21 protein-coding genes are annotated in these 21332 nt (G+C 73.1%); 14 read left to right on the forward strand and 7 right to left on the reverse strand.

Going from position 1 to position 21332, the window contains the following annotated elements:
• Window positions 1-224: 224 nt before the first annotated feature.
• Window positions 225-1301 (reverse strand): Acg family FMN-binding oxidoreductase, encoded by a 1077-nt coding sequence (locus ACQEVB_RS38850; RefSeq protein ID WP_432984265.1) that lies wholly within the window; start codon window positions 1299-1301, stop codon window positions 225-227.
• Between the two features lie 318 nt (window positions 1302-1619).
• Here ACQEVB_RS38850 and ACQEVB_RS38855 point away from each other — a divergent pair, with 318 nt between their 5' ends.
• The 9 genes from ACQEVB_RS38855 to ACQEVB_RS38895 all read left to right on the forward strand — a co-directional run bounded on the left by ACQEVB_RS38855 (window position 1620) and on the right by ACQEVB_RS38895 (window position 8871).
• Complete coding sequence (locus ACQEVB_RS38855) at window positions 1620-2141, forward strand: universal stress protein (RefSeq protein ID WP_432984268.1); 522 nt, start codon at window positions 1620-1622, stop codon at window positions 2139-2141.
• Between the two features lie 29 nt (window positions 2142-2170).
• Window positions 2171-3067, forward strand: coding sequence for a universal stress protein (locus ACQEVB_RS38860; protein ID WP_432984271.1), 897 nt, complete (start codon window positions 2171-2173; stop codon window positions 3065-3067).
• On the forward strand, window positions 3060-3617 hold the full coding sequence (locus tag ACQEVB_RS38865) for an Rv1733c family protein (RefSeq protein WP_432984274.1): 558 nt from the start codon (window positions 3060-3062) through the stop codon (window positions 3615-3617). The genes ACQEVB_RS38860 and ACQEVB_RS38865 overlap by 8 nt, the downstream gene beginning before the upstream one ends.
• Window positions 3614-4081, forward strand: coding sequence for a CBS domain-containing protein (locus ACQEVB_RS38870; RefSeq protein ID WP_432984277.1), 468 nt, complete (start codon window positions 3614-3616; stop codon window positions 4079-4081). The genes ACQEVB_RS38865 and ACQEVB_RS38870 overlap by 4 nt, the downstream gene beginning before the upstream one ends.
• Before the next feature lie 20 nt (window positions 4082-4101).
• Window positions 4102-4704, forward strand: a complete 603-nt coding sequence (locus ACQEVB_RS38875) for a CBS domain-containing protein (RefSeq protein ID WP_432984280.1) — start codon at window positions 4102-4104, stop codon at window positions 4702-4704.
• Entirely contained in the window at window positions 4701-5141 is a 441-nt protein-coding gene (locus tag ACQEVB_RS38880; RefSeq protein WP_432984283.1) for a hypothetical protein, read from the forward strand. The genes ACQEVB_RS38875 and ACQEVB_RS38880 overlap by 4 nt, the downstream gene beginning before the upstream one ends.
• Window positions 5142-5660: 519 nt before the next feature.
• Window positions 5661-6632, forward strand: coding sequence for a multicopper oxidase family protein (locus ACQEVB_RS38885; RefSeq protein ID WP_432984286.1), 972 nt, complete (start codon window positions 5661-5663; stop codon window positions 6630-6632).
• Window positions 6551-7135 carry a multicopper oxidase domain-containing protein gene (locus tag ACQEVB_RS38890; RefSeq protein WP_432984289.1) on the forward strand — a complete coding sequence of 195 codons (585 nt, stop codon included), beginning with the start codon at window positions 6551-6553 and terminating at the stop codon, window positions 7133-7135. The genes ACQEVB_RS38885 and ACQEVB_RS38890 overlap by 82 nt, the downstream gene beginning before the upstream one ends.
• Before the next feature lie 308 nt (window positions 7136-7443).
• Window positions 7444-8871, forward strand: coding sequence for a phenylacetate--CoA ligase family protein (locus ACQEVB_RS38895; protein ID WP_432984292.1), 1428 nt, complete (start codon window positions 7444-7446; stop codon window positions 8869-8871).
• 121 nt (window positions 8872-8992) lie between these two features.
• On the opposite strand, the gene ACQEVB_RS38900 is transcribed toward ACQEVB_RS38895, so the two are convergent.
• Complete coding sequence (locus ACQEVB_RS38900) at window positions 8993-9142, reverse strand: DUF2933 domain-containing protein (RefSeq protein WP_432984296.1); 150 nt, start codon at window positions 9140-9142, stop codon at window positions 8993-8995.
• Here ACQEVB_RS38900 and ACQEVB_RS38905 point away from each other — a divergent pair.
• Window positions 9084-11996, forward strand: coding sequence for a heavy metal translocating P-type ATPase (locus ACQEVB_RS38905; RefSeq protein WP_432984299.1), 2913 nt, complete (start codon window positions 9084-9086; stop codon window positions 11994-11996). The two genes, ACQEVB_RS38900 and ACQEVB_RS38905, sit on opposite strands and share 59 nt — an antisense overlap.
• Window positions 11997-12439: 443 nt before the next feature.
• Window positions 12440-13321, forward strand: coding sequence for a universal stress protein (locus ACQEVB_RS38910; RefSeq protein WP_432984302.1), 882 nt, complete (start codon window positions 12440-12442; stop codon window positions 13319-13321).
• 76 nt (window positions 13322-13397) lie between these two features.
• On the opposite strand, the gene ACQEVB_RS38915 is transcribed toward ACQEVB_RS38910, so the two are convergent.
• A complete protein-coding gene (locus ACQEVB_RS38915; protein ID WP_432984305.1) occupies window positions 13398-14444 on the reverse strand; it encodes an NAD(P)-dependent alcohol dehydrogenase in 1047 nt (348 codons plus the stop codon).
• 208 nt (window positions 14445-14652) lie between these two features.
• Here ACQEVB_RS38915 and ACQEVB_RS38920 point away from each other — a divergent pair, with 208 nt between their 5' ends.
• The 3 genes from ACQEVB_RS38920 to ACQEVB_RS38930 all read left to right on the forward strand — a co-directional run bounded on the left by ACQEVB_RS38920 (window position 14653) and on the right by ACQEVB_RS38930 (window position 18611).
• The gene (locus ACQEVB_RS38920; RefSeq protein WP_432984308.1) at window positions 14653-14841 is read left to right on the forward strand and encodes a hypothetical protein; all 189 of its coding nucleotides are present in this window, start codon (window positions 14653-14655) and stop codon (window positions 14839-14841) included.
• A gap of 222 nt (window positions 14842-15063) precedes the next feature.
• Window positions 15064-17772 carry a GNAT family N-acetyltransferase gene (locus tag ACQEVB_RS38925; protein ID WP_432984311.1) on the forward strand — a complete coding sequence of 903 codons (2709 nt, stop codon included), beginning with the start codon at window positions 15064-15066 and terminating at the stop codon, window positions 17770-17772.
• A 32-nt stretch (window positions 17773-17804) separates the two neighbouring features.
• Window positions 17805-18611, forward strand: a complete 807-nt coding sequence (locus tag ACQEVB_RS38930; RefSeq protein WP_432984314.1) for a hypothetical protein — start codon at window positions 17805-17807, stop codon at window positions 18609-18611.
• On the opposite strand, the gene ACQEVB_RS38935 is transcribed toward ACQEVB_RS38930, so the two are convergent.
• From ACQEVB_RS38935 to ACQEVB_RS38950, 4 genes are read right to left on the reverse strand one after another with little or no spacing between them, the layout of a single operon-like run.
• Window positions 18612-19019, reverse strand: coding sequence for a hypothetical protein (locus tag ACQEVB_RS38935; protein WP_432984317.1), 408 nt, complete (start codon window positions 19017-19019; stop codon window positions 18612-18614). It abuts the gene before it with no gap.
• On the reverse strand, window positions 19016-19369 hold the full coding sequence (locus ACQEVB_RS38940; RefSeq protein WP_432984320.1) for a proteasome activator: 354 nt from the start codon (window positions 19367-19369) through the stop codon (window positions 19016-19018). The genes ACQEVB_RS38935 and ACQEVB_RS38940 overlap by 4 nt, the downstream gene beginning before the upstream one ends.
• A 9-nt stretch (window positions 19370-19378) precedes the next feature.
• The gene (locus ACQEVB_RS38945; RefSeq protein WP_432984323.1) at window positions 19379-20290 is read right to left on the reverse strand and encodes a hypothetical protein; all 912 of its coding nucleotides are present in this window, start codon (window positions 20288-20290) and stop codon (window positions 19379-19381) included.
• Between the two features lie 60 nt (window positions 20291-20350).
• Window positions 20351-21274, reverse strand: coding sequence for a universal stress protein (locus ACQEVB_RS38950; RefSeq protein WP_432984326.1), 924 nt, complete (start codon window positions 21272-21274; stop codon window positions 20351-20353).
• Window positions 21275-21332: the final 58 nt, after the last annotated feature.

Raw genomic sequence — 21332 nt, forward strand, 5'->3', positions numbered from 1 at the left:
GTCGCACGGCGGCCGAGCCGCCGGGCAGGGTCGAAGGTCCTTCGGGCCGAACGATCTGCCCGTCGGGGACGAGCCCAGCCGCATCGTCAACCTGCGGCGGTTTCCTGGGCATCGGCCTGCTCACGGCTCACACTTCGGGTCGGGTGACCGGGCCCGGCCGTGCCGTTCGGCCCTGGAGGAGGGTGCGCGAATCTGAGCGTCCCGTGGTCCAGGCGTGCGCTCACTCAGCCGGCGGCGCGACTGGGGCGACGTGCCCAGCCTGGATCGCGGTGCTCATCAGCGTGGCTGTGGCTGGGGGAGTGCGGGGGAGGGGCGGTGATCAGGGTGTCTGCCACGGGTCGGCGTGGGGTGGACGGCACGGGCCATCCGCGGCCGATGCGCAGCAGTACTTGGGGGTTGTGGACGCCGCGGATCAGTGAGCGCAGCCGTTCCCGGGTCTGGTCGACCTCGATGATCTGGGAGAGGAATGACACTGCGAGTCCGGCGAGGGTGGCGGTGAGCAGTACCCGTTGCATCGCCTGTCCGGTGCTGACTTCGGAGGTCGGACCGAACATCTGGGCTGAGAGCACCACGATCGCGGGTCGGGTTTCGAAGACGATCCCGGTTTGGGCGGTGGTGCGGCCTTGCCCGTCGGTGAAGTCGCGCTTCACCCAGCGGTCGTGCAGCGCGGGGCGTTGCTCGCCGGGCAGGGCGGGGATTCCGTCCGCGCGGTCGGGGCTGACAGCGGTCCAGCGGGCGAACTCGGCTTGGAAGGCGGGATCGGCTTGTTGGACGGCGTAGGCCTGCGCGGAGAGGTCCTGGAGTTGGGCGCGTTCATCGGGATCGTCGACGACGTGCAGCCAGGCGCCCTCCTCGACCGCGGCGCGGCGTAGCGCGGTCAGCTCAGTGCCGGTTACTGGCTGGTCGGTGAACGGGCGGCGGTTGGTGCGCCGACGGGGGATGGCGGCGAGCAGATCGCGTTGGCTCGGGGTGGGTGGTTTGCGACCGCCGTAGCGGATGGTGGCGATCAGGTCGGGGTAGGCCCGGTCGGCCTGGAGTGTGACCAGTGGTCGGATGCCCAGGCCGTGCAGGGCCAGTCGGAGGTTGAACAGCGCCGCTCCGCAGGCCAGGCGCTGCTCGCGGCCGTGTGGATCGGCTGCGGGGAGCCGGCGGGTGGGGTCGGCCCATACCTCGATCACGTCGGGTGCGACGCGGAACAGCCACGGCTGGCTGTTGTGCAGGGAGGGGGCGCGGCCTGCCGCGGTGAGCAGGCCGACGACGTCCTCGGACGTCAGCCCGAGCGCGGCAGGGATATCCGTCATGTGGTCATGATCACCGGCGGCGGCCTCTCCGACCACGGCCGAAAGTCCCGTCCTGGAGCCCCTGCAATACCTGTGTCGAGGTTCCTGTGGCGCGGTCCCTGCGGCGCGGTCCCTGTGTCGAGCGCTGCGCGGCGCGGGCTGCGGCGGCGGACAGGGCCGAAGGTCCGCGCGGAGGCGGAGGAAGACCCCAGAACACCTCGTCGGCGCGCGCCCAGTGTCGTCCCGCGCCGGGACCTCGGACCGTCGTCGAGCACCGCGGGGGCGAGCAGGCTCGGAACCGGAGACACACCGCTTCTGTGTTCGGAGGAAGGGACTGCTGTGGACACGACGGCGCGCATCGTGGTCGGAACGGACGGATCACCGGCGGCCGCGACGGCGGTGCGGTATGCGCTGGAGGAGGCGGGCCGGCGGTCGGTGCCGTTGCGGGTGGTGGCGGCCGTGGCGGTACCCGACTACTGGTCGGAGGCGCTGGCGGTGGCCAGGGATCTGCCGGACCTGCCGGACCTGCGCCCTGCTGCTCGCCGCGCGGCCCAGAACCAGGTCGATGAAGCCGTCGCCGCCGACCCTGCGCTGGGCGGGGTCGATGTCGTGGTCGATGTCCGTGACGTGGTCGCCGGCTCGCCTGGGCGGGCGTTGGTCGAGGTCGCCGCCGGAGCGGAGCTGCTCGTGGTCGGTCACCGCGGCCGCGGAGTGCTGGGCAGCGCGATCCTGGGCTCCGTCGGCCTGTACTGCGTCCTGCACGCGACGACCCCGGTCACGATCGTGCCGGCCACCTGGTCGCCGCAGCGCGCCCGGGCCACCGACGCCCACGCCGACGCCCACGCCGGCGCGGCCACCTGAACCCCGTCAGCTCGACTGCAGGAGACGACATGGCCGGCGACCCGGCGCACCCCACGATCCTGGTGGTCGTCGACCACAGCCGGGGTGTCCTCGATACCGTGCGGTGGGCGGCCCGCGAGGCCGCCATCTGCGGTGGTGTGGTGCGGCTGGTGCCGGCTCATCGTGCGCTGCTCGGCCGGCTGCTCGCCCGGCTGCTCGGCCGGTCGCGGACCGCTGCCGTGCTGGCTGCGGCTGTGCGGGCCGCCGCCGCGGTTGCGCCGCGGATCCCGGTCGAGCTGTCCGGGACTGATGCTGGGACCCATGGCCGGTCCCTGCTCGTCGCGGAATCCGCCGCTGCTGACCTGCTCGTCGTGAGCGGCCGGTGGTGGGGCCGGGTCTGGTCGCTGAGCGCCGGTCCGGCCCGGTGGGCCGCGCGTTGCCCGGTCGTGGTGCTCCCGCCCGCCTGCGGTGGGCTGGACCCGACCCGTCCGGTCGTCGTCGGTGTCGACGGGACCGCGGCGAGCACGGCTGCGGTCGACCTCGCGTTCGCGTTCGCGGCCGGCCGCGGGGTTGCAGTCGTGGCGGTGCACACCTGGTGGGACCGCATCACCGACGGCGAGGTCGAGGACCAGACCGGTTGGGCGCGTGTCGCGGCCGAGGAGCAAATGGTGCTCGACGAGCACCTCGCCCGCACGGCCGCGACCTACCCGGCCGTGGTGGTGCAGCGGATCAGCTGTGCCGGCTTCGCCGCCGGTGCGCTCGTGGAGCTGTCACGCCGCGCGCAGCTGGTCGTCATCGGGTCGCACCGCCACGGCCGCCTGGGCGCGTACCTGGTCGACTCGGCCGGGCGCGCCCTCGTCCGCGCGGCCGGGTGCCCGGTGGTCATCGCCCCGGTCGCGGCACCGAGGCCGGCGACCACGGTCGGAACTGGTGGTCGTGGTGGCTGATCGCAACCCGCTGCGCCGGCCCATCGACGCGGTGGAGGCGCTCGTCGGGACCGTCCTCGCGATCCTCGGTGGGGTCGCGGTGTTCGTCGCGCTGGTGATCGGGTTGACCGTGCACGGCCAGGTCGGCGACCAGGCACGACGCGACACCGCCACGTCGAGGCCGGTGACCGCCGAACTGGTCGAGGACACCACGGCGGTGGTCAACCCGTCGAGCGTCACCGCCCGACCGCGGGTGACCGCGAGCGTGCGGTGGACCGGGTCCGACGGCACGCCGCAGCAGGGCGAGGCAGCAGTGGAGGCAGGTCTGCAGGCGGGCGCGGCCGTGACCGTCTGGCTCGACCGCGACGGTCGACCGACCCATTCCCCGCTCACCGCCTCCGATGCGGTGCTGTGCGGGTTGCTCGCCGGGCTCGGTGCCGCCGTGGCCGCCGCCGCGGCCCTGGTGTTCGCGTGGGTGCTGATGCGCCATGTCGTGCTGGCGGTGAACTGCCGGCGGTGGGCGGACGAGTGGGCGGCGGTCGAGCCGCACTGGCGGAAGGAGCTGAGATGAACGACGAGGAGACCCCCGTGCTGGTCCGCGACCTCATGCGCGCGCACCCGGTGACCACGCGCCCGCGACACCCCGCCACCGCCGCGGCGACGCTGCTGCTCCAACACCAGACCGTGGCCGTGCCGGTGGTGACGGCCGAGGGCCGGCTGTGCGGCGTCGTCGACGAGACCGAGCTGATGCGCGGCTTGTTCACCGAGGCCGACCAGGATCGCGTGCTGCTCGTCGCCGATCTCATGACCCCGGCCCCGTTCACCGCCGCCCCCGACGACAACCCGTCACCGACCATCCAGGCACTGCTCGACGGCGGCACCCCACTCGTGCCCGTCCTCGACGACGAACGACTCGTCGGCGTGGTCACCGTCCGCGACCTCGTGGAGCACATCATCGAGCACCCAGGCGGAGCCCCGGACCGATTCGCCCGGCTCTCAGCGACGACGACGCCGGCCCCTGCGGCGTCGGCCTGAGCCCGGAGAAGGAGGAGACCGTGCTCGTCCGCGATGTCATGACCACGGCCGTCGTCACCGTCGGTCCGTCCACCGCCATTCCCGAGGCCGCGCACCTCCTGGTGCGGCACGGGTTCACCGCACTGCCCGTCCTCGACCCCGACGGGTACTTGATCGGGGTCGTCTCGGAGACCGACCTGGCGGCGCTGCGTCGCCACGACGCCCGGTCGCCGCGCCTCGCGGCTGAGATGGCCCTCGCGGCGCCGAGCCGTGTCGCCGAGGTCGCGACCCCGGACCCGGTCACCGTCCCGCCGTGGGCCGACGTCGCGGACGCCGTGGCCACGATGCGCCGCACCGGTCACCGGTCGCTACCGGTCGTCGACGGCCAGCGCCTGGTCGGGATCGTCACGCGGGCCGACGTGCTGCGCGCCGACGACGTCGTCGACTCCCGCATCGCCGACGCCGTTCGCCGGCTCCTGGACACCTACATCGGGCACGACCGCTGCGCCACGACCGTGTCGGAGGGTGCCGTGCGCGTCCGCGGTGTCCCGGCCGCTGAACGGCACGCCGTCGCAGTCCTCGTGCAGCAGCTGCCCGGCGTACGTGCCGTCGAGGTCGCCGAGACCCCCAGCGAGAGCCGATGACCAGCATGGCCCGTTCGGTCACGGCGACCTGGTGGATCTGGACAGCCGGATGGCTGGGCATGCTGCTGCTCGCCCTGGTCAACGGCACGCTGCGTGCCGTCGTCGTGCAACCCGTGCTGGGTGAGTCGCTCGCGCGCGCGATCGCCACCGTGGTGCTGCTCGCTGCGCTCGCCGCGTACGTGTGGTGGATGCAGGGCCGGTGGCCCATCCCGACGGCGCGCCAGGCCTGGCTCACCGGGATGGCCTGGGTCGTGCTGACGTTGACGTTCGAGTTCGGGTGGGGACGGCTGGTGGAGCGGCTGTCCTGGTCGACGATGCTCGCCGACTACGACGTCGCGGCCGGGCGGATCTGGGTGCTCGTACCCCTCGGGATCGCGGTCGCGCCCGCACTTTCGCGATTCGCCGCAGCCCGGCGAAGGTCCACGACCACCCGGTGAGGTCTGGACCCGTCCGCCACGTGGCCGCCACCACGGCGATCTGGACCGCGGGCACGCCCGGCCGGGTGACCGCATCGGCGAGCATCGCAGCATTCGGCGGGCGTCCCCGGCGTCCGGGTCTGCGGCGGCCGCCACGATCACCTCGAACAGGTCCGGGTCGAAATCCTCGGCCGTGCAACGCTCGACACCGGTCGACCTCACCACCCACGTTCGGGTGGTTCGTGCCGCAGCCAGGTCCTCCGGCCCGCACAGACGGTCCCAACACCTCAATCGCCGCCCGCCGAACCGGCCTCGGGCGACGCCGGACGCGGCCGACAGGAGCACGTTCATGGGGAACGTAACGGCCAGGACAGGGTCGGTCCCGGTCGTGGCCGGCCGCGTCCTGAGGCGGTGTGTGACCGTCGCCATCTGCCCCGGCCCGTGTTCCTGCACGACTCGTAGCTCGATCCCGATCGCTGAGCGTTGTTTCCACAGCGGGGTCGCCGACGTGGGCGACCGGCACGTGAGCGCCGAGCGGCGATGAGCGGTCGTCTGATCAGCCGTCGCCGAGCCATCGTGCTCGGCGGTCTCGGGGTGGTCGGCCTGGCGACCGGGGCGGTCGGCTGGATGAACACCTCCGCCGGCACCGATCCCGCGGAGGCGTCACGTCCGTCGGTCACCGGTGCGGACCTGCTGCAGCCGGTCGAGCTGACCAGTGAGCATGGACGGCTGCAGGTCGAGCTGGTGGCGGCCACCGGGGTACGGCTGGCCGGCCGTGACACCGCAGGGTTCGGCTTCAACGGGACCTCACCCGGGCCGACGTTGCGGGTGCGGCCCGGTGACGAGCTCGCGGTGCGCCTGGTCAACCGCCTCGACCGACCCACCAACCTGCACACCCACGGCCTGCGGGTCTCCCCGCAGGCCAACAGCGACAACCCCTTCGTCCGCGTTGATCCCGGCGACTCGTTCGACTACCTCTACCGCATCCCGCCCGACCACCCCGCGGGGACGCACTGGTACCACCCCCACCACCACGGCAACGTCGCTGACCAGCTCTTCGCCGGCCTGGCCGGCGCGCTGCTCGTCGACGTGGACCAGGACCTACCTGTCACCGCCGAGCAGGTACTGCTCGTCACCGACACCACGCTCGACAGCGCCGGCCACATCGTCGCGGCGACCGCCGGCGAGCGCATGATGGGTCGGGAGGGCGCACTCGTGCTGGTCAACGGCCAGCACCAACCGGCCATCGCGGCCGTGCCGGGAGCGTCCCTGCGCTGGCGGATCATCAACGCCTGTGTCTCCCGCGTCATGGCGGTGCGTCTGGAGGGCCACGGCCTCACCCGGATCGCCGCGCGGACGGCACCTACCTGCCCGCGCCGCTCGCCGGTCCGGCAGTTCTGCTCGCCCCCGGCAACCGCGCTGACGCCATCGTGCAACCGACCGCCGCCGGCCGCTACCGGCTCCTCGCCGACCCGGTGGACCGGGGCGGGATGGGCGGGATGGGCGGGATGATGGGCGGTGCCGATGCACCGACCACCGGCCCGGTCATCCTCGCCACCCTGGTCGTCGACGGGGTGCCCGTGTCGGCGCCGCCGCTGCCGACCAGCCTGCCCGCCGAGGTGCCGCTCGCCGGACCGACGGCACGATGGCGCGACGTCGCCATGCAGATGGGCATGGGCATGGGCGGGATGAGCTTCGTCATCGACGGTCGCCCGTTCGCGGCGGACCGGGTGGACCAGGTCGTCGCCGCAGGCGCCATCGAGGAGTGGACGATCAGCAACGCCGGCCCGCTCGCGCACCCGTTCCACCTGCACGTGTGGCCCTTCACAGTGCTGGCCAGCAGTGACGCAACCCCACCGACCGGCGTACCCCAGGACGTCGTCCTCGTCCCCGCCGGCGGGTGGGTCCGCCTGCGCATCCCGTTCACCACCCACTCCGGGCGCAGCGTCTACCACTGTCACAACTTCGATCACGAGGACAGCGGGATGATGGCCACGATCACCGTCGATGGTTGATCAGCTTCGGATCAGAGTTCTCGGCGCGGTGCCCGCGCTCGTGCTCGAGCGACGGCGTGCCTGCCCCGGACCGACCACCGAACCCGACACCGCACGCGCCCGACCGGACGCACGACGTTCACGGCGACCCCTTCCCCGGGATCGGACGGAGGCCGCCGATCCGACGCGGCGTGGTCCACCGCTGACGAAGGTCCTGCCGCGGGTCGCCGTCTGGCCCTACCTGGTCTGCTGGCGTGCCCTCAAGCATGAGCAGGCCCGCAGACCTGGACCTCACACCGTGCGGACCGAACCCCGGGGCGAGGAGCGCCATGTCTGATCGGAGGTTCACCGCGCGGGCCAGGACGACCGCGCTCGTGCTCGGTGTCTTGGCCAGTCGCCATCGGCTGCGTCGACGTGACTCCTGGAGCCGTGCGCAGTTGCTCGACCACCAGACGCGCGCGCTCGCCGACCTGCGAAGCCACGCCTACTCCCGCTCCGCGTTCTACCGGGGCTTCCATGCCGGTCTGCACGGACGGCCGCTTTCCGAGCTGCCGGTGTTGACCAAGTCACTTCTGATGGAGCGCTTCGACGAGCTCGTCACCGCACCCGACGTACAACTCGCGGGCGTCGAGCGATACCTGGCCGGGCTGCACGGCGAGGACCTGTACCGCGGCCGCTACTACGTCGCCGCTACCGCGGGTACGACCGGGCGCCGAGGGGTGTTCGTGTGGAACTTCGCCGAATGGCGTCACGTCGTCGCCTCCTACAACCGGGCGTTCGACTGGGCGGGCTCCACGGCTGGGCTGACCCACCAGGTCAGGACAGCCGTCGTCAGCTCCACCAACCCGACCCACCAATCGGCACGAGTCGGCGCCTCGATCCACAGCCGCTGGGTGCCGACGCTGCGCCTCGACGCCGGCGACGACCTCGCCAGCATCGTCACACGACTCACCGAGTGGCAGCCCGACATGCTCATCGGTTATGCGTCGATGCTGCGCCTGCTCGCCGAGGAGCAGCTCGCCGGCCGGTTGAGAATCGCTCCGCGGTTCGTGTTCAGCGCCTCGGAGGTGCTGACCGATTCCACCCGCCAACTCGCCACAGCCGCCTGGGCGACAGCCCCGCGCAACGTCTACGGCGCGACCGAGACGTCGGGGATCGCCGCGGAGTGCGGCCATCACCCTGGCCTGCACCTGTTCGAGGATCTGGTGATCACCGAGGTCGTCGACGAGGACAACCAGCCGGTACCGCCGGGCGAGTGGGGCGCGAAGGTGCTGGTCACCGTGCTGTTCTCACGCACCCTGCCGCTGATCCGCTACGAGATGACCGACAGCGTCCAGCTCGCCCGCCACCACGACTGCCCGTGCGGCCGGCCGTATGCGCTGCTCACCGGGATCCAGGGCCGCGAGCAGGAGGCGTTGCGCTTCCCGACCGGCGCCGGACCCACCCGCGTCGTGCAACCCGTGGTCTTCCACCACGTCATGGACCGGGTCAGCGCCGCGGGCTGGCAGATCGTCCAACGGCCCGACGGCCTCGACGTCCTGCTCGCCCACCCTCGCCGGGTGGATCCACTCCGCCTCGCGGCCGCCCTGCGCACGGCGCTGGCCGAGCACGGCGTGACCGCGCCGGAGATCCGGATCCAGCACGTCTCCGCGATCCCGCGCACCGCGCTGGGCAAGGCACCACTGATCACCACGGCGGCGGCCCGGCCGGCCGGGCCCCCGACCGCACCCATGGCAGGCCCGGAGCAGGTCGGCTAACACTGCGCCAGCATCTGCGCCGCGCTGCAGACGGCAACCACACACCATCGGGCCGACGCCGTTCCGAGCTTCGGCTCGGTTGACGAGTCGCGTTCCCGGGCATGGGTTCGGCAGTGCGGCATCAACCGCGGTCCACCCCAGGGCCGTGCTGCTGATCGGGGCGATCAGTATGCCGGTCGGAGCCGCCGGGGCTGCCCCCGTGGCCGCCCATCATGAACATCATCATCAGCGGGCAGGCCAGCACGAGCAGGCCGAACAGGATCGTTTGCATCGGCACACCGACAACCGCCAGGCCCACGATGAGGATCGCCAGCGCGATCGCGTACAAGGGCAGATGCCGAGGCTTCATGGTTGCCTCCTTCCCGAGGTCTCGATCAGCCTCTGACGCCGGCGCCTCGACGGTGAGGGCAGCACGTCACCGGACACAACACCGAAGTGCCCTCCTCGGATGGGCCTTGGTCTCTACTCCCGGCCGGTGTCCGACGAGCAGGCTCGGAGCCGAATCTCGGCAACCCGGTGAAGGGGGCTCCGCCATGAGCACGGCCGACATCGTTGTGCTGGTGGCCGCGGTCGCCGTCATCGCTGGACTGGCCTGGTACTTCTTCGGGCCCCGTCGGGCCCACGAGGCCCAGCTGGCCGACGGCGTGCAGCGGGTCGAGGTGACCGTGCGCGGCGGCTACCAGCCCGACATCATCAGGGTCCGCCAGAACGTGCCGCTCGAACTGGTCTTCGACCGCCAGGAAGCGGGCGACTGCAGCTCGCACGTGGTCTTCCCCGACCTCGGCGTCAACGCCGCGCTCCCGGCGTTCTCGCGCACCACCGTCCGGGTCGACCCGGCCCGGACCGGCACGTTCGGGTTCGCCTGCGGCATGAACATGATCCACGGATCCCTCGTCGTCGACCCCGCCGACGAACCCCGAGCCACGACGCCGCAGACACCCGCGACGGCGACGCGGGGCGAGAGCTCGACACCGGAGTCGGGTTCCCGCACCGCCGCCGAGGAAGAAGCCGCCCAGGCCCAGGAGCGGCGCACCGAGATCCTCGATCTCACCCGCCGGGTGCTCGTGGGCACGGTCCTGACCCTGCCGGTGCTGATCGCCGTGATGGCGCACGAGCTGTTCGGCGCCGACTGGGTGCCCGAGGTGCTTCTCGACCACTGGGTGCAACTCGGCCTGATCACCCCGGTGATGCTCTACACCGGCTGGCCCATCCACCGCACCGGCTGGCTGACCCTCGCGCACCGCTCGGCGGACATGAACAGCCTCATCACCCTCGGCACGCTCGCCGCCTACGGCTACAGCCTGGTCGCCACCGTGGCCCCCGGCCTGCTGCCCGAGGACCTCCGCGAGGTGTACTTCGAAGCCGTCGGCGTGATCCTCACCCTGATCCTGCTCGGCCGGCTGCTCGAGGCCCGCGCCAAGGCCGGAACGGGCGAGGCCATCCGCGCCCTGCTCGGCCTGCAGGCCCGCACCGCTCGGGTCGTGCGCGACGGCACCGAAACCGAGATCGCCATCGACGAGGTCACCGTCGGCGACGAGGTGGTCATCCGCCCCGGCGAGAAGATCCCGGTCGACGCCACCGTGCTCGGTGGCTCGTCGGCGGTCGACGAGTCGATGGTCACCGGCGAGCCGATGCCGGTCACCAAACACGTCGGGGACACCGTCATCGGCGCCACCATCAACACCACCGGCTCGCTGCGGGTGCGGGCGGCCAAGGTGGGCGCGGACACCATGCTCGCGCAGATCATCCGCATGGTGCAGCAGGCCCAGGCGTCCAGGGCCCCCATCCAGCGGATGGCCGACGCCGCGTCGGCCTACTTCGTGCCCGCCGTCATCGCGATCGCCGTCGCCGCGTTCGCCGTCTGGTACATCGCCGGTCCGTCGCCCGCGCTCACTCTCGCACTGGTCTCCGCCGTGGCCGTGCTGATCATCGCCTGCCCCTGTGCCCTCGGTCTGGCGACGCCCCTGTCGATCATGGTGGGGACCGGCAAGGGCGCCCAGGCCGGCGTCCTCATCCGCTCCGCCGAAGCCCTGGAAACCGCGCACCGGCTCGACACCATCGTGCTGGACAAGACCGGCACGATCACCGCCGGAAGACCTGCGCTCACCGACGTCCGCGCCACCGCGGCCCTGGGCGAGCAGGACCTGCTCAGGCTCGTCGCGGCGGCAGAGGCCGACAGCGAACACCCGCTCGCCGCCGCGATCCTCGCCGGCGCCCGCTCCCGCGACATCGCCACCGCTACCGCGACCGGGTTCGACTCGATCACCGGCAAGGGTGTCCAGGCCACCATCGACGGCCACGCCGTGCTCGTCGGCACCCGACGGCTGCTCACCGACGCCGGCATCGACACCAGCACGCTCGACCCCATCGCCGCCGAGTTCGCCGCCCAGGGCAAGACACCCATCCTGGCCGCTGTGGACGGATCACCAGCAGGCGCGCTCGCCGTCGCAGACACGATCAAGGACGACTCCGTCTCCGCAATCGCCGCGCTGCACCGGCTAGGCCTGGACGTCGTCATGATCACCGGCGACAACGCGCGCACCGCCGCCGCCATCGCCCGCGAGGTCGGCATCCACCGGGTGCTCGCCGAGGTGCTCCCCGAGCACAAGGCCGACGAGATCCGCCGCCTGCAAGCCGAAGGCCGCCGGGTCGGCATGGTCGGCGACGGCATCAACGACGCACCCGCGCTCGCCCAGGCCGACATCGGCCTGGCCATCGGCACCGGCACCGACGTCGCCATCGAAGCCGCCGACATCACCCTGATCTCCGGCTCACTGGCCGGCGTCGCCACCGCCATCCAGCTGTCCCGCGCCACCATGCGCAACATCCGCCAGAACCTGTTCTTCGCCCTCTTCTACAACACCATCGGCGTCCCCATCGCCGCCGGCGCCCTCTACCCCCTGCTCGGCCTGCGCCTCAGCCCCATCCTCGCCGCCGCCGCAATGGCCCTGAGCTCGCTGTCGGTCGTCGGCAACGCCAACCGCCTCCGCCGGCACCACCCCGCGTCACTCCCCGCCCCGCCGGCAGCCGCCATCGAACCCACCGTCGAAGTCGGCGGACAGCGCGATGGGCGTGGCTCGAGCGAGGCCGCGATCACCACACCGACAAGACCGGTCGGGCCCTGATCCACCGAGACTGGTGTTCGGCGGAGGGCTGGGGCAAGTGCGGGTCGTCCCCAGCAGGCCGTCGACAACGCCCGCCGTGTGCGCGCCACTGGCCGCGATCCGAGCTGGCCGGGTACGGCGTCGATGTCGACCTCGATCGCGCCGAAGGAGTCGACGTTCTCGCTGTGGGCCGGGGGAGCTGTGGGCCGCCAGCACCTCGTCGTCGACGTGGCGGCCGCCGCTGCACAGCGGCTCGACCGCGAGCCGGAATCACTCCGTCGTCCAGCCGATGACCGCATTCGTGGTCAAGGTCGGACACCACGCTGCTCGACTGCTGCTCCAGGTGCCGCGCCGGGACGGGCGAATCGGGCCCTTGTGCCCGAGCGTGCGGGCCGAGCGCCGCTAACCGGGGCGTGCCTGGTCCGGCCACCGTTTCCGTGACGGACGACGGAGGAGGAACAGCGATGGTTGCCGAGGAAGTACGCAGGAAGGTCGTCGTCGGTGTCGACGGCAGCCAAGATGCGCTCAGGGCAGTGCGATGGGCCGCGCGCGAGGCGAAGCACCGGTCGGCGGACCTGCACCTGGTGGCAGCGATCCTCTGGTCCGACGACCGGCTGCCGGGTGTCCCTGCGGTCGGTCGCGACCGGACCGGCGAGGTGCTGCGGCGCCTCGCCGAGGCGGCCCTCGACACCGCTGTGGCGGCCGCGGAGGTGACCGCTCCCGGGGTGGTCACGGTGCGCCGGGAGATCGTGGGCTTCGCCCCCTCGGTGCTGCGTGACGTCAGCACGGGAGCCGAGCTGCTGGTCGTGGGGGACCGAGGCCGGGGCCGGATCGCCTCGCTGGTCGCCGGATCGGTCGCGGTGGCGCTCGCATCGCACGCCACCTGCCCGGTGGTCGTCGTGCGCGGCGCCGGCGACGACACGGAGCCGGCGTCCGGTCCCGTGGTCGTCGGGATCGATGCGAGCCCGCGCAGCGAGCCCGCGCTGGCGTTCGCGTTCGAAGCGGCTTCGGCCCGCGGGGTGCCGCTGGTCGCCGTGCACACCTGGTCGGACGCCCTCAACGACCCGTACCTGGCGCCGCTGATCGACTGGGACGCGGTGGCGACCGAGGAGGCGCAGCAGCTGGCCGAGCGGCTCGCCGGCTGGTCGGAGAAGTACCCCGACGTGGCGGTGGAGCGGCTGGTGGCCCGTGGCCGCGCCGCGCACGTGCTGCTCGACCGGTCGCACGGTGCCCAACTGGTCGTGGTCGGCTCACGCGGGCACGGCGAACTCGCGGGGATGCTGCTCGACTCGGTCAGCAATGCGCTCGTCCATGGGGCAGCCTGCCCCGTCGCGATTGTGCGGTGAGGTCGGCTTCGAGTGCTGCGCCGCGGGCCCGGGACGAAAGCCCGGGTCCGCGGCGTCTGCGTGTCGGTCGGGCCCGTCAGGGGACGACGACCGCGCGGCCGTCGAGCCGGCCTTCTCGCAGGTCGTGGTACGCGTCGACGGCGTGCTCCAGGTCGTAGACGGTGGATGCGGCGCGTACCAGCCCGCGTGCGCCCAGATCCAGGACCTCGACCAGCTCCGATCGGCTGCCCCAGTAGGTGGTCTGGACGCTGGCCTCGTAGGGGAGTCCGAAGAACGACACCGGGAGGGTGCCGCCGGCGATGCCGACGATGGTCAGGTCGCCGAGCGTGCGGACGACGGATGCGGCCAGTGCCAGGGTCTCGTCGCTGCCCACGCAGTCGACGACGACGTCGGCGCCGCGACCGCCGGTGCTCTCCCGGATCGTCGAGGCCGCGTCCTCACCGGCGGGCACCGTCAGATCCGCGCCGACGTCGGCCGCCAGCCGCAGCGCGTCGGCACGGGAGTCGACCGCGATCACGCGGGCCGCGGTCGTCTCCTTCAGGATCTGCACACCGACGTGCCCCAGCCCGCCGACTCCGATCACCACGGCGGTCGTCCCGGGCGCGAGCTTCGACCACGAGCGCCGGATCGCGTGGTACGGGGTGAGCCCCGCGTCGGTGAGCGGAGCGGCTTCCGTCGGTGTGAGCGTGGCGGGCAGCGGCACCAAGTGGCGGGGATCGGGCACGAGCATGTACTCGGCCATGCCGCCGTCGAGTCCCAGGCCACCACCGCCGCCAGGTACGGGCGCCGCCGCCGGGTTCTCGCAGTAGGTGTCGATCCCGAGCAGGCAGCGCGCGCACGTCCCGCACCCCCAGGGGCCGTGCACGGCGACGGCTTGCCCGACCTCGACACCGGTCACGCCCGTGCCGAGCTCCGCCACCCAGCCGGCGTTCTCGTGCCCGAGGGTGAACGGTGGTCCCCACGGCAGGATGCCGGGCGCGAAGTCGTGCATCAGGTGCAGGTCGGAGTGACAGACCCCGGCCGCCCCGATCCGGATGACGACCTGGCCGGGCCCGGGTACCGGCCGCGGTACCTCGACCAGTTCTGGTTCGGATTTCCAGTCCAGCAGACGCAGCGCGCGCACGGGCACATCCTCTCGATCGCTCGGGGTACTACCCGTCGATCGTTCGACGTCCGCGACCGGCCGGGCAGGGCCGTCGGACTCCGGTCCCGCGGGCCGCACGACATCTGCCGGGTCCGGCGGTCCCGGGAAGGCGGTGACCTCCGGCCGTACCGATGCGGTGGTCACGGGGGCACGGTGCGTGGGCAACGACACGACGGAGGAGGGGCTCATGGACGACAACCAGCGCGTCGCGGTCAGCGACACCGGGATCCGCATCGGACCCGTCGATGAGTCCGGCATCGTGCGGAACGCCCACGGTGCACGGATCGGCGAGCTGACCCCTGACGGCGAGGTCGTCGACCTCGCCGGCATGCGGATCGGGCGGGCGATCACCTGCACCGCGTCCGCAACCTGCTGATCGGGGCCGATCGAATGCCCCGGACCGCCGGGATCATCGCCGGTGTCGACGGCAGCCGAGAGGGCCTGCGCGCCGACCGGCACGCGGCACGAACAGCGCCGTCCCGACGGCTGACCGCTACACGGATACGGGCGGAGGTCAGCCGCTGTGGGGTCGAAACGCCCACCGGTCGAGGGTTGGTCGCCGCTGCCGACTCGCCGTCGCGTGGCGTGGACTCGACCGATGCCGACCGACCCGATGCCAGAGCACCGCGACGCCCAGCGCCGACTCCTGTCCGACGGGGCCACCGTGACGGTCGCCCGGCTCGGTCCCGCAGATCGCGCGGCGGTCGCCCGGCTGCACGCCGATCTTCCCCTCACTGACCGCTACCTGCGGTTCTTCGGCGTGTCGACGGCCCATGACGACGAACTCGCCGAGCGCGTCGTCGGTCCCGGTTGGACGTCCGTCGGCGCGTTCGAGGGGAACGAGCTCATCGGGGTCGCCCACTTCTGCCACACGGGGGACGGCGACCCGGAGCTCGCCGTCGCCGTGGCGCACGCCCACCAGCACCGCGGAGTGGGCTCGTTGCTGTTGCAGGAACTGGTGGGCGCCGCCCGCGCTGCCGGGATCCCCCGGCTCTCGGCCGACGTCCTCACGATCAACCACGGCATGATCGACGTGCTCGACCACCTCGGCCTGACCGTGCGCAGCCACCCCTCCTACGACGTCCGGGAAGTGACCCTGAGCGTCCCGCCGGCCGGTACGACGGACGCGGGCGAGCACTACGCCGGCGCGGTCCTCGACCGCGCGATCGTAGCCGAGGTGGCCGGCCTCCGCGCGGTGCTGCGACCGCGGTCGGTCGCCGTGATCGGTGCCGGGCACCGGCCGACCTCGGTCGGCCGGCTCGTCCTGCGTCGCATCATCGAAGGCGGCTACACCGGGACCGTCGAGGTCGTGGCCCCGCACTCGGCCGCGGTGGCGGGGATCCCGGCGCGGCGCGAGGTCGAGGAACTGCCAGAGGGCATCGACCTCGCCGTGCTGTGCGTCCCGGCCGATGCGGTGCCCGACACCGCGCGGCGGTGCGGTGAGCGCGGGATCAGGGCCCTGCTCGTGATCACGTCGGGGCTCTCGGCGACCTCTGTCGCCGAGCTGCAGCGGATCGCGGACCGGCACGGCATGCGGATCGTCGGCCCGAACTGCCTCGGGCTCGTCAACACCGAACCCGATGTCCGCCTGCAGGCGACCTTCGGCGCACCCGCCGCACCGGGCTGCGTCGGGCTCGCCGTGCAGTCCGGCGGGGTCGCCATCGCGGTGACCGAGGCCCTCAACCGGCTCGGGCTGGGCGTGTCGAGCTCGGTCTCGCTCGGCGACGCCGTCGACGTCGGCGCGGCCGATCTCGCTGCCTGGTGGGGTGCGGACGAACGAACCGCCGCGGCGGTGCTCTACCTCGAGTCGATGCCGCGCGTGCACGACCTCGCCCGGCACCTGAGCAGGCTCGCCACCGCCAAGCCGATCGTGGCTGTGCGTTCGGGCAGCTCCGCTGCCGCCGTGCGCGCCGCCGCGTCCCACACTGCAGCCTCTGCCACCCCGCGCGCCCACCAGGAGGCGCTCTTCGCGCGATGCGGAGTCCTCGCCGTGGACGACCTCGACGACGTACCCGGGCTGCTCGCACTCCTGATCTGGCAACCGCCGGTCGCCGGCCGCCGCGTCGCGGTCGTCAGCAACGCCGGCGGCCTCGGCGTGTTGGCCGCCGACGCCTGCGCGCACGCCGGCCTCGACGTGTGCGCCCTGCCGCAGACCGTGCAGCGCGCCCTGACGACCTGCCTGCCCGCGGGAGCCGCCGTGGCGAACCCGGTCGACGCGACCGCGACCGTCCCGCCGACCGCCTTCGCGGACGCGGTCGACGTGCTGCTGACGTCGCCGTCCGTCGATGCGGTCATCGTGCTGGCCGTGGCGACCGCGGAGGGTGATCCGCTGGCCGGCTTCACGCCCCGGGCCGTCGGGAAGGAGAAGCCGCTGGTCGTCGTCCGGCCGTCGGTCGGTATCGGCGTTGCCCGCCGGGAGCTCGCGGACACCGCCGTCCCGGAGTTCGCCGAGGCTGCCGCCGCCGCACGCGCGCTGGCCACGGTCGCGCGTCGCGCGCGCTGGCTGCGGGCCGATCGGCACCGGACACTCACCCCGCCGCCCGACGTCCGTACCGACGTCGTCGAGGACACGCTGCTGGCGGCAGCGGGGCGGACCGACGACGGGTGGTTGTCCGCGGCAGCGGCGCTCGCCGTCGGCCGCGCGGCCGGCCTGCCCCTGACCCGGACGACGATCGTGGACTCGGCGCAGGCAGCGGAGCGGGCGTGGCGCGAGCTCGGTTGTCCTGTCGCGGTCAAGGCCGACGCCGAGGGCCTCGTCCACAAGTCGGCCGGCGGCGGGGTCCACATCGGGTTGGACAGCCGCGCCGCGATCCGCGCCGCCGTCCGCGATCTGCGTGGGCGGTTCGGTTCCCGCCTGCGCGGCATCGTGGTGCAACCCATGGTCGACGCCGGTACCGAGTTGCTGGTCGGTGCGGTCTCCGATCCCGTGTTCGGATCTCTGCTCACCGTCGGTCTCGGCGGGACCGCCACGGATCTCGTGGACGACCGTAGCCATTGCGCCGTGCCGCCCACCGCCGCCGAGCTGGACCATCTCCTGGACGGCCTGCGCTGCGCCCCACGACTGCTCGCACGCCCCGACGCCGACGTGGTGGTCGCGGCGCTCCACGACGCCGCAGCGCGGATCTCCTGGTTGATCGACCGCTTCCCGCAGGTCGTCGAGGTCGAGGTCAACCCGCTCGTCGTGTCAGCGGGCCGTGTGCATGCCGTCGACCTGCGGATCCGAGTCGGACGCGACCAGGGATCGGCGGCGACCCCGCCGGGTCCCGAGCCGACCAACGGTCGGCGATCGCAGGACTTCCGACCCTGAGCACAGCACCTCCGCGTGCCGAGACTCGTCATGTGACAGCCGAACCGCTGGTGACGCCGCCGCGGGACCATCTCCCGACGATCGGGTTCGAGCACCTGCGCCGGCTGGCGCTGGCCGCTGTCGGGCACCCGGGCGGACGGCCGTGGTGTCTCGCACCGATCGACGGCGGGGTACAGCTGCTGACCGACGGGCCCGCCGTCGACCGGATGTCCGATGCCGGGGCACGCGCGCTCCGGCTCGCTGCCGGCGCCGCCGTCACGAACATGCGCCTGGGCATCGCGATGGGCGGACACCGACCGGTCGTCACGGTGTTGCCGAGCTCCGGCCGGACCACCGTGCTCGCCCGCCTGTACCACGGTCCGCAGGCTGGGCCGACACCCGTGGAGCGGGCACTGGCGTCGATGATCATGCCGGTCAACCGCTTCCTGCCCCCGGTTGCGGACCTCCCGGCACCGCCGGGACTGCTGTTGCGGTCCCGGGCTGCCGTGGAAGCGGAGGGCCTGTGGTTGCGCACCCTCGACCCGCGACGCCGCGCACAGCTGGCGCATGTCGACGCGCGGATCGCGGCCCTGCCGGACGGCGCGCGACTCATGGAGCTCGGGAGCAACCACGATGTGCCGGCCGAACACGTGCGCGCCGGGTCCGCACTGCAGCGCCTGTTGCTGACCGTGCGCCTGCTCGGCGGTGCGATCACGCTGGTCGCCTGGCCCGCGGATCTCTCCGGCAGGTTGCGTGCTGCGTGCACGACGGGCTCGGGTGACACCGCGCTGACCGCGCACGTCCTGGTGGCCCTGAGCGCCTGCGGTGCCACGCCGTGGAGCCCCGGCGCGCGCGGGTGATCAGCGGCCGGACCGCTGCTGTGACCGGCTGAGGACTGCGATCGCGCACCCGATGACGAGCATCGTGGGCTGCAGCGGGTCGTAGCGGCCGATGACGGCCCACTGGGCGAGGATCCACCCGATCTGCAGCACACCGGCGACCGCCGATGCACCGTGCGCCCACGGCGTCCGCCGGATCTCCCCGTACGCGGCGATCAGCATGGGTACTGCGACGACGATGATCAGCAGGATGCCCGGGATCGTCCAGTCGGGGAAGGGGGTGGCCGCCAGCCAGTCGGCCGGCATGCCGATCGCGTTGCCGGCGACCAGACCGATCCCGCCGCCGACCGCGGACACACCGGCGATCAGCTCGAGCCCGATCAGCGCGGCCCGCGCGGCGCGCGCCGGTCGGGTCGGAGCACTCGTCATCGCCCCTCGGCGTGCAGTGACGCGGCGTACTGCACGCCCTGGAACACCCCTTCGAGCCAGCCCACGAGCTGAGCGTGGGCGACGCGCAGTTCCGCATCGGTCACGGCGACGCCGTCGCGCAGGTGCGGCGCGATCGCGTCGAACTCGCGGCACAGTGCGGTCGGCAGCACCGCCTCGACCTCCGCCACGGCGAGAGCGTGGGCGGTGACCAACCGTTCGCGGCCGGCGGTGTCCGGCGGTGTTGCGCGGATCTCCTCCAGCATCTGCTTGATCATGCTTCCGACGCGCAGCAGCTTGGCGGGATCGGGGACGGGGAACTGGTCCGGTGCCCGGTCGGCGGCGATGCTCATGACCCAACGCTAGGAACCCGGCTCCCGTCCGGGCAGGGTCGAGGGGCGCTGCCCGATCGGGTCCTCGGTCCCCTGGTCGATGGCCGATGGGTGGGGTCGTCGGAGGCCGCGCAGTGCCGTCGTCGGTGGCGGTCGGAGTGCCGGCGACCCGGTCAGGACGAGCATGCCGGCCATCGCCAGCGCCAGTCCGCAGGCGAGCGGCCAGACCCATCCGGGACGGACGGCGTCGCCGAGGAGGAGGATGCCCGCGAGGCCGGGCAGCACCGTCTCGGTGACCAGCACGATCGCGGTCAGGCGGGCCACGCCGGTCAGTTCCAGGGCACGGGCGTGCGCCGCCAGCCCGGTCAGCCAGAACGCCGCGACCAGCGCGATGGTCACCGCGCCGGGCACGACGCCCCGGACGTCGAGGTGGCCGGCGCGCACGGCCAGCGCCGAACCGCCGAACGCGAGACCGGCGAGCACCCCGAGCGGCCAGCCCCGCCCGCCGTCCCACACCGCGACGACCCCGGTGACGAGCAGCACGGCGGCGGCCACCATGGCCAGCACGGTCCAACCGGAGATCCCGACCTGGGTGTCGCTGCTCGTGCCGGCCGCGACCAGCGCCAGCCCCACCGCGCAGGCGAGCGCCGCGGCATGGTCCTGCCGGCGCAGCACGGTCCCGTACCGGACCCGGCTCGCGTAGACGGTCAGCACGATGGCGCAGCCGAGCACGGACTGGACGAGCACCACCGGCAGCCGCTGAAGCGCGGCGACCGTGCTCAGCCATCCGAGGCCGTCGACGGCCAGCCCCGCGAGATAACGCGGCTGGCGGGCGAGCGGGCGGCGGCGGGTGACGAACCTGGTCGCATCGGACTGCAACAGCCCGGCGACCGTGTTGAGGACAGCCGCGAGAGCCGCCCACAGCAGCCCCGCGACCGACACGGCTAACCGAGCGCGGTCAGTGCGGCGACCTCGCCGAGCTCGAGCGGGAGCTGCATCGACTCATCCTCGCAGGTCCGCGACGCCGACGCGGCGCGACGGGAGCCACCCGGGCCAGGCGGGCTCGGCCGGCGGCACGACGGTCACGGGGCACGGTGGGCGCCGGGACAGCGCGAGCGCCGGGGAGACAGCGACGCTGTTCAGCAGCGCGCCGCGGGTCGGCCGGCCGAAGACCAGCAGCCGGGCGTGCAGCGCCACGGCGGCGAGCAGGTCGCTGCAGCGGTCGTCGACCACGAGGGTCTCCGCGACCACGTCGGGGAACGCGAGCCGGCACAGCGACAGCTGGTGATCGAGGTCGGCACGGATCTCGGCGTTCGCAGCGTCCCACCGCAGCGCCTGTCGTCCCGCCGGGGCGCCGAGGTCGATCAGCGGGTCGTGCCAGGTGCGGATGGCGAGCAGTCCGGCGTCCTGCGACTCCGCCTCGGCGAACGCGAACTCGATCACCTCCGACCCGGTGGTCGGCCCGACCGCCACCATCACGGGGTACGGGTCGACGGAGTGCCGCGGCCGACCCGGCCGCGGCGTCGACGGCAGGTCGGGCACCACGACGACCGGGCAGTACGCGCCCGTCACCGCCGCAGCGATGTGCGTGGAGGCATCCGGGAGCACGACGAGCTGGGCGTCGACCGACGCCGCCAGCCCGGCGCGGTCGACCGGACCCGGGATGACCGTCGCGGTGAGGACGACCTCCGGGGCGGTGCGGCGGGCGACGGACACGGCCCTCGCGAACGACTTGCGGCATCCCACGTGGTGGCGATGGTCGTCGGGCAGCACGACCTGCACGTGCAGGTGCCGGCGAGCAGCCTCGAGCACCGCCCAACGGACCGCCGCCTCGCACGGGTCGTCGGGTTCGAGGACGACCGCGATCCATCCGACACGGCCCCTGGTCACGTCACCGGTCTCGGCCGGTGCCTGTCCGGTCTGCATGGTTGCAGCGTTCCGCCCGGCCCGTCCGGGCGCTGCGGGCCGAAGGCCGTGCTGCGGC

Source organism: Pseudonocardia sp. CA-107938, from assembly GCF_050936315.1.
Taxonomy (GTDB): domain Bacteria; phylum Actinomycetota; class Actinomycetes; order Mycobacteriales; family Pseudonocardiaceae; genus Pseudonocardia.